We start from the raw sequence: 8,246 nt of genomic DNA on the forward strand, positions 1-8,246 counted from the left end.
TATTGCCTATGGCAGATAACAAGCAGCACGACACCCGCACCACCCGCCGCCCTGACTGTGTGACGGAAATCCGCATGGGCAATTCCGTCCTTGTCGTGTCCGGCTATTTCAAGAAAGACACCACAACCACAGCCGCCGACAAAATGGCGCGGGTACTGGAAGCGGAAGCCGCTGCTACACAGGAGCCGACTTATCCGGCGTGAACCGGGGCATGGAAAAGCGGCCATGCCAGGGAGCATGACCGCTGGAACGAAAATCGGAAGTGCTTTAGCAATTCTTAATCTCATTCTCTATAAAATAATTTGCAATTTCAAAGGCTTTTATTCTTCTCTTTGCCAATGTGATTTGTGATTTATAACGCTCGGAATTATCCTTTGATTCAAATGTTTTTACTGTTTCTCTTAGCTTGTGCAGAGTTGAATCAATTTGCCTTTTGGCCGCGGTTAATTCATCTATTGTATACTTCATGTTTTCTCCTTTAACTTCTGATTTTTTTGTTAAATCAGAGTATACCACGGAGTTATGAACTTTTCTACTGCAAATATGGGACGACAACCCATACCATAAAAATCGGAAAATTGAAAAGCTGTAAAGAAGCAAATTTAACGCTTTTGCCGCTGTACAGCCCCCGCCGTTCCGTGGTACAATGAAACCACGGAATAGTGGGGCTGGCTGTCGGAAACGGAGGATTTTATGTTAAGACAAGCCACCCAAAACCTCATTACCGCCCTTTATCCGAGATTGTCCCACGAGGATGAATTGCAAGGCGAGAGTAATTCCATATCGAACCAAAAAAGGATACTCGAAACCTACGCAAAACAGAACGGCTTTACCAATCTGCGCTGGTACACCGACGACGGTTTTTCCGGCGCGAACTTCCAGCGGCCCGGATTTCAAGCCATGCTTGCGGACATTGAAGCCGGGAAAGTGGGTACGGTCATCGTCAAGGACATGAGCCGGTTAGGGCGAAACTACTTGCAGGTAGGGTTTTACACGGAAATGCTGTTCCCTCAAAAGGGTGTGCGTTTTATCGCTGTCAACGATAATGTGGACAGTGCCAGCGAGGGCATGGACAACGATTTTACCCCGCTGCGAAATCTGTTCAATGAATGGCTGGTGAGAGATACGAGCAAGAAAATCAAGGCAGTGAAAAAGTCAAAAGGCATGAGCGGCAAGCCTGTTACCAGCAAGCCGGTTTACGGCTATGTGATGGACGAGGACGAGAATTTTATTATAGACGAGGAAGCCGCCCCGGTGGTGCAGCAGATTTACCAGCTTTGCCTTGCCGGGAACGGCCCGACCAAGATTGCCCGTATGCTGACGGAGCAGCAAATCCCCACGCCGGGGACGCTGGAATATCAGCGGACAGGCAGCACCCGCCGTTATCACCCAGGCTATGAGTGCAAATGGGCGACCAACACCGTCGTTCATATCCTCGAAAACCGAGAGTACACCGGATGTCTGGTGAACTTCAAAACGGAAAAGCCTTCTTATAAGGTCAAGCACAGCATAGAGAACCCCGTCGAGAAGCAGGCCATTTTCGAGAACCACCATGAGCCGATCATCGACAAGGAAACATGGGAACGGGTGCAGGAGTTACGCAAACAGCGCAAACGCCCGAACCGCTACGATGAAGTGGGGCTGTTCTCCGGGATTTTGTTCTGCGCCGACTGCGGCCATGTGCTGTATCAGCAGCGGTATCAGAACAAAGACCGCAAACAGGACTGCTACATCTGCGGCAGCTACAAGAAGCGCACCCGCAACTGTACGGCGCACTTTATCCGCACCGATCTGTTGACCGCTGGTGTCCTGGCAAATCTCCGGCAAGTGACCGAATACGCAGCCAAGCATGAGAGCCGGTTTGTGAAACTACTTGTCCAGCAGAACGAGATCGGCGGCAAGCGAAAGACCGCCGCAGCCATCAAGCAGCTTGAACAGGCGCAGGAACGCATTTCTGAAATCAGCCGCATTATCAAGCGGCTGTATGAGGACAATGTAAACGGCAAAATCAGCGATGAGCGTTTCATGGAACTGTCGGCTGACTACGAAGCCGAGCAAGCGGAGCTGAAAAAGAGAGCCGCCGCCCTGCAAGCCGAACTGGACAAGTCACAGGCAGCTACCGTCAACGCCGAGAAATTTATGGGCATTGTCCGCAAGCACCTTGCCTTTGAAGAACTGACCCCCACTCTCTTGCGGGAAATGATCGAGAAAATTGTGGTGCATGAGTGCAGCTATGATGAGAACGGCACCCGCAGGCAGGACATTGAGATTTATTACAGCTTTGTCGGCAAGATTGACTTGCCCGAATAACCGCCCGACCTATCCGACACAATGGCCAAGTGTCGGATAGGAACGGCAAAATTTTTTGCACTTCTATTGCTTCTTTATCACACATAAGCAAAGAGCCAGGGCATGAAGCAGCTCATGGCCGGTGCTGGTGTAGCCGTAGTCGGCATGGTTCTTGTACCTCTGCTCTCCGGGCTTTTCTCTGTCTAAGCGTCCCTGTATGAAATCCTTGCCGCTCCCGCAGTTTTGCGGGGGCGGCGGAAAGGAGGTTGACACCGTATGGATTTCTTACTTGAAGCCCTGACAAATTGGCTGAAAGAAATGCTGGTGGGCGGTATTATGAGCAACCTTTCGGGGATGTTTGACAGCGTAAACCAACAGGTCGCGGATATATCCGTACAGGTAGGACAGACCCCACAGGGATGGAATGGCAGTATTTTCAGCATGATTGAGAATCTGTCCAACTCCATCATGGTGCCGATTGCAGGCGTGATCCTGGCTATTGTGATGACCGTAGACCTGATCCAGATGATCGCAGACAAGAACAACCTGCATGATGTGGATACCTGGATGATTTTCAAGTGGGTGTTCAAATCAGCCGCTGCAATCCTCATTGTCACAAACACATGGAATATCGTGATGGGCGTCTTTGATATGGCGCAGAGCGTGGTGGCACAGGCGGCAGGGATCATCGGTTCGGATGCGTCCATTGACATTTCCTCAGTTATGACCGATCTGGAACCGAGGCTAATGGAAATGGATCTGGGACCGCTGTTCGGGCTTTGGTTTCAATCCCTCTTTATCGGCATTACCATGTGGGCGCTGTATATCTGTATCTTTATCGTCATTTATGGCCGTATGATCGAGATTTACCTTGTGACTTCGGTGGCTCCCGTTCCAATGGCTGCCATGATGGGCAAGGAATGGGGCGGTATGGGACAGAACTACCTCCGTTCTCTGCTGGCGCTGGGCTTTCAGGCGTTTCTCATCATCGTCTGCGTGGCAATTTATGCTGTGCTGGTGCAGAACATCGCTCTGGAAGATGACATCATCATGGCGATCTGGAGCTGCGTGGGCTACACCGTACTGCTGTGCTTTACGCTGTTCAAAACCGGCAGTCTCGCAAAATCAGTCTTTCAGGCGCATTAAAACGGAAGGAGGTTTCCACATTGGCTTATGTACCCGTACCCAAAGATTTAACCAAAGTCAAAACCAAGGTCATGTTCAATCTGACCCGAAGGCAGCTGGTCTGCTTTACCGCCGGGGCGCTTGTAGGCGTACCGCTGTTCTTTTTACTCCGTGAGCCTGCGGGAAACAGCATGGCCGCCATGTGTATGATGCTGGTCATGATGCCCTTCTTCCTGCTGGCAATGTATGAAAAGCATGGGCAGGGCCTGGAAAAGATCGTCGGCAACATCCTAAAAGTGGCTGTGATCCGTCCCAAGCAGCGTCCCTACCAGACCAATAACTTTTATGCCGTATTAAAGCGGCAGGAAATGCTCGATAAGGAGGTGTATGACATTGTTCACCGCAATGAAAAGCTGGCTGCGCCGTCTGCTGGGAAAACCGGAAGAAAAGACCGTGCAGCCGGTAAAGACAAAGAAAAAGCTGTCCCGCGCCGATAAGAAGCAGATTGAAGCGGCCATTGCCCGCGCCAATCGCACGGACAAAAAAGGAAAATCGGCACAGGACAGTATCCCCTATGAACGAATGTGGCCGGACGGGATCTGCCGTGTATCGGACAACCACTACACAAAGACCATTCAGTTTCAGGACATCAACTATCAGCTCTCCCAAAATGAAGATAAGACCGCGATCTTTGAAGGCTGGTGTGATTTCCTCAATTATTTCGACAGCTCGATTCACTTCCAGCTGTCTTTTTTGAACCTTGCGGCATCGGAGGAGACCTTTGCCAACTCCATTTCCATCCCACCCCAGGGGGATGCCTTTGACAGTATCCGTGAGGAATACACCACAATGCTGCAAAATCAGCTGGCCAGAGGCAACAACGGTCTCATCAAGACCAAATACCTGACCTTTGGTATCGACGCTGACAGCATCAAAGCCGCCAAGCCCCGTCTGGAGCGTATTGAGACCGATATACTCAATAACTTCAAGCGTCTTGGTGTAGCCGCCAGAACACTGGACGGTAAGGAAAGGCTTTCCCAGCTTCATGCGGTATTCCACATGGATGAACAGCTCCCATTTCAGTTTGAATGGGACTGGCTGGCTCCTTCCGGTCTGTCCACGAAAGATTTTATTGCACCAAGCTCCTTTGAATTCCGCACCGGCAAGCAGTTCCGTATGGGCAAGAAATACGGGGCTGTTTCTTTTTTGCAGATTCTCGCACCGGAGCTGAATGACCGTCTGCTGGCTGATTTTCTGGATATGGAAAGCTCGCTCATTGTGAGTATGCACATTCAGTCGGTGGATCAGGTGAAAGCCATTAAGACGGTAAAGCGCAAGATTACCGACCTGGATCGCAGTAAGATCGAGGAACAGAAAAAAGCAGTCCGTGCCGGATACGATATGGACATCAGTGCGACTCGTTCCTGAACAAAGCCTTCGTGGTTGAAGGACAAAATCAGGCACTAACAAAAGAACGAAAATTTCAAATGTTAGGAGAACTAACAATCCGAGAGGTGGAATGATGGGGTAACGCCCTGAAACGCCCCCTTAATACTCCGACTGGCATTTCAACAGAAATGTGACTTGTCAGAAGCTCGGTGAAGTCGGCTGAGAGTAGCCGTATGGATTGCTGGATAAATACCAGCCCCACGAAAGCTGTCCAGAGGTGGACGGTGCTACCTATAGGCCGGAGGTCTACAAAATACCCAAGGTCAGAATGTTTGAAATATGACTGACGAAAACCGCGAATGTAAGGGTCTATACCATGACGGCATAGAAATGTGCCGGTAGCGTTAATCGCTAATCAGTGTGGTGGAGTAAAAATTGATGTTATGAAACACCATAGCACGTTACAGGCGTGTTCAGGCTGACAGGCTTAAAGCGGAGACCTACCTTTGATGAGCTGTATGCCAGAAGTCAAGCCGGAGAAATCTTTGACGGCCTGATGGATGTGATACTTTCGAGAGAAAATATCCTATTGGCCTATCGGAACATCAAATCCAATACCGGGAGTTTTACACCGGGGACGGATAAGCTGAAAATTTCTGATATTGGTAAACTTACCGCTGACGAAGTAACAGCGAGGGTACGTAGAATCGTAAAGGGAGGTAAAAACGGCTACACCCCAAGAAGCGTGAGACGCAAAGAAATCCCTAAGCCAAACGGGAGTACCAGACCTCTGGGAATCCCTTGTATCTGGGATAGATTGGTACAGCAATGTATCAAGCAAGTCATGGAGCCTCTCTGCGAAGCCAGATTTAGCAATAACAGCTATGGATTCCGTCCGAATCGGTCGGTTGAAAATGCGATAGCGGCAATCTACAGGCTTATGCAGAGGTCAGGACTTTACTATGTTGTGGAGTTTGATATTAAGGGCTTCTTTGACAATGTAGACCATTCAAAGCTGATAAAACAGTTATGGTCACTTAATATTCGGGATAAAGAATTGCTCTATGTAATCCGCAGGATTCTCAAAGCACCAATCCTCATGCCGGATGGCCATACAGAACACCCAGCAAAGGGAACGCCGCAGGGCGGCATTATTTCCCCACTGCTGGCAAATGTGGTTCTAAATGAACTTGACCATTGGATAGAAAGCCAGTGGCAGTGCAACCCGGTAACGGAAAACTATTCTTACAGGGAAAATGCGGCGGGCTGTCCGATACAAAGCCATGCGTATCGGGCAATGCGGAATACAAGGTTGAAAGAAATGTATATCGTCAGATATGCGGATGATTTTCGGATTCTTTGCAGGACGAAAGAACAGGCAGACCGGACGCTGATTGCGGTAACGCATTGGCTGAAAGAACGCTTACGTCTTGATGTTTCGCCAGAGAAAACGAGAGTTGTTGACACCAGACGGAGCTATTCTGAATTTCTCGGATTCAAAATCAGACTGCACAAAAAGGGGAAAAAGTATGCCGTTCAATCGCACATGTGCGATAAAGCCTATAAAAAGGTCAAGGCCAACCTGACAAAGCAGGTCGGGAACATCAAATTTCCAAGAAAAGACCGTGGAGAGGTCGGAGAAGTACGGCTGTTTAACTCAATGGTTATGGGAATCCAGAATTATTATCAGTTAGCCACAGACATCAGCATTGATTGCGGTGATATTGGCAGAACTGTTAATACAGTCCTTAAAAACAGGCTAAAATCTGGAAAAACGCACCGACTAAAAGAAGAAGGTCGAGACCTTACAAAAATGGAACTCCAAAGATATGGGAAATCGGAACAGCTAAGATATATAGCACAATCCAAAGAACCGATTTATCCGATAAGCTATGTTCAATGCAAAAATCCAATGAATTTGCGGCGAAAAGTATGCGCCTACACAGCGACAGGCAGAAGTGCAATCCATGACGATTTACGGATAAACACTTCCTTACTGTTACAGCTTATGAGAGCGCCTACATACCGCCGTAGTGCGGAATATGCGGACAACCGTATTTCACTATTCTCCGCTCAATGGGGGAAATGTGCAATAACGGGAAAGGAATTTCAGTGTGTTTCAGAAATCCACTGTCACCATAAAACACCAAAGGGTAATGGTGGCAGTGACAAGTATGAAAATCTGGTATTGGTGCTTGCACCAGTACACGAACTGATACACGCAGTCAATGAGGATACTATTTGTTCTTATCTCTCCGCTCTTAAATTGGACGCTTCACAACTTATGAAGCTAAACAGACTGCGAATTCTGGCAAATCGGAAACCTATTGATTTGGAGAACCTAAATCTTACGAATAATTCTCATAATGGTATGACTAAGGAGACTAAGAAAACTGTTTGATTGATGGAACGCCGGATGCGGTGAAAGTCGCATGTCCGGTGTGAAGCGGGGGAAAAGCTGGAGATAACTTCAAAGGCTTACCTATCGCTATTTCCCTCTGACCTTGCCACCTACGGCAGTGAGGCGAAAAAGCTGTTGCAGGATTTGCAGAGCCGAAACGAGAGAATGTTCCTTGTCTCCTTTTTGGTGCTGAACACAGCGGACAATCCCCGTCAGCTTGGCAACAACATCTTCCAGGCAGGCTCTATTGCCCAGAAGTATAACTGCCAGCTTACTAGACTGGACTTCCAGCAGGAAGAAGGGCTGATGAGCTGTCTGCCTCTGGGACTCAATCAGATCGAGATCCAGCGAGGGCTGACCACCAGTTCTACGGCTATCTTTGTACCGTTCACCACACAGGAACTGTTTCAGAACGGCAAAGAAGCCCTGTACTACGGCATCAATGCTCTGTCCAACAACCTCATCATGGTGGATCGAAAGCTGCTGAAAAACCCCAACGGCTTGATTTTGGGTACGCCGGGTTCCGGTAAGTCTTTCAGCGCCAAGCGTGAGATTGCCAACTGCTTTTTGCTTACCAATGATGATGTCATCATCTGTGACCCGGAAGCAGAGTACGCACCTCTGGTGGAGCGTCTGCATGGGCAAGTCATCAAGATCTCGCCTACCTCAACCAACTACATCAATCCGATGGATCTGAATCTGGACTACTCGGATGATGAAAGCCCGCTGTCGCTCAAGTCTGACTTTATCCTCAGCTTGTGTGAGCTGATCGTGGGCGGTAAGGACGGATTGCAGCCGGTGCAGAAAACCATCATCGACCGTTGTGTGCGTCTGGTCTATCAGACCTATCTCAATGACCCGCGCCCGGAGAATATGCCCATACTGGAGGACCTATATAACCTGCTCCGTTCACAGGACTTTGGCGCAGATTACAAAACCAAGAGTGGAACAAAGCGGTGTGAGTTTTACAATGAAGGATTTAGGCGTAATAACAATATCGCACCTGAATTTGTAGACATTATGCCGAAATACAGAGGGCAGA

General features: G+C 48.8%; 6 protein-coding genes and 3 pseudogenes. 8 read left to right on the forward strand and 1 reads right to left on the reverse strand.

Translation table 11 applies throughout. The annotated features are described in order from the left end of the window. The first annotated feature begins 8 nt into the window (after window positions 1-8). Entirely contained in the window at window positions 9-203 is a 195-nt protein-coding gene (locus B5E64_RS12360; protein ID WP_002596234.1) for a transposon-encoded TnpW family protein, read from the forward strand. A 64-nt stretch (window positions 204-267) separates the two neighbouring features. On the opposite strand, the gene B5E64_RS12365 is transcribed toward B5E64_RS12360, so the two are convergent. Then, window positions 268-468, reverse strand: coding sequence for a hypothetical protein (locus B5E64_RS12365; RefSeq protein ID WP_002596235.1), 201 nt, complete (start codon window positions 466-468; stop codon window positions 268-270). Between the two features lie 225 nt (window positions 469-693). Here B5E64_RS12365 and B5E64_RS12370 point away from each other — a divergent pair, with 225 nt between their 5' ends. The 7 genes and pseudogenes from B5E64_RS12370 to B5E64_RS12400 all read left to right on the forward strand — a co-directional run. Then, on the forward strand, window positions 694-2,310 hold the full coding sequence (locus tag B5E64_RS12370; RefSeq protein WP_002596236.1) for a recombinase family protein: 1,617 nt from the start codon (window positions 694-696) through the stop codon (window positions 2,308-2,310). A gap of 87 nt (window positions 2,311-2,397) precedes the next feature. After that, a pseudogene (locus B5E64_RS18440) lies at window positions 2,398-2,496 on the forward strand (Maff2 family protein); the annotation flags it as partial. 69 nt (window positions 2,497-2,565) lie between these two features. Continuing rightward, entirely contained in the window at window positions 2,566-3,435 is an 870-nt protein-coding gene (locus B5E64_RS12380; RefSeq protein ID WP_002592890.1) for a CD0415/CD1112 family protein, read from the forward strand. A 20-nt stretch (window positions 3,436-3,455) separates the two neighbouring features. Then, window positions 3,456-3,911, forward strand: coding sequence for a PrgI family protein (locus B5E64_RS12385; protein WP_002569215.1), 456 nt, complete (start codon window positions 3,456-3,458; stop codon window positions 3,909-3,911). Then, window positions 3,868-4,824 (forward strand): annotated as a pseudogene (locus tag B5E64_RS12390) (conjugal transfer protein TraE); the annotation flags it as partial. The gene B5E64_RS12385 and the pseudogene B5E64_RS12390, both read left to right, overlap by 44 nt. Window positions 4,825-5,272: 448 nt before the next feature. Beyond that, window positions 5,273-7,204: a group II intron reverse transcriptase/maturase gene (gene ltrA, locus B5E64_RS12395; protein WP_087168787.1), complete on the forward strand. Its 1,932-nt coding sequence runs from the start codon at window positions 5,273-5,275 to the stop codon at window positions 7,202-7,204. Between the two features lie 93 nt (window positions 7,205-7,297). Beyond that, window positions 7,298-8,122 (forward strand): annotated as a pseudogene (locus B5E64_RS12400) (DUF87 domain-containing protein); the annotation flags it as partial. Between the last annotated feature and the right edge of the window lie 124 nt (window positions 8,123-8,246).

The organism is Drancourtella sp. An12 (assembly GCF_002160935.1).
GTDB lineage: Bacteria > Bacillota > Clostridia > Lachnospirales > Lachnospiraceae > Sellimonas > Sellimonas catena.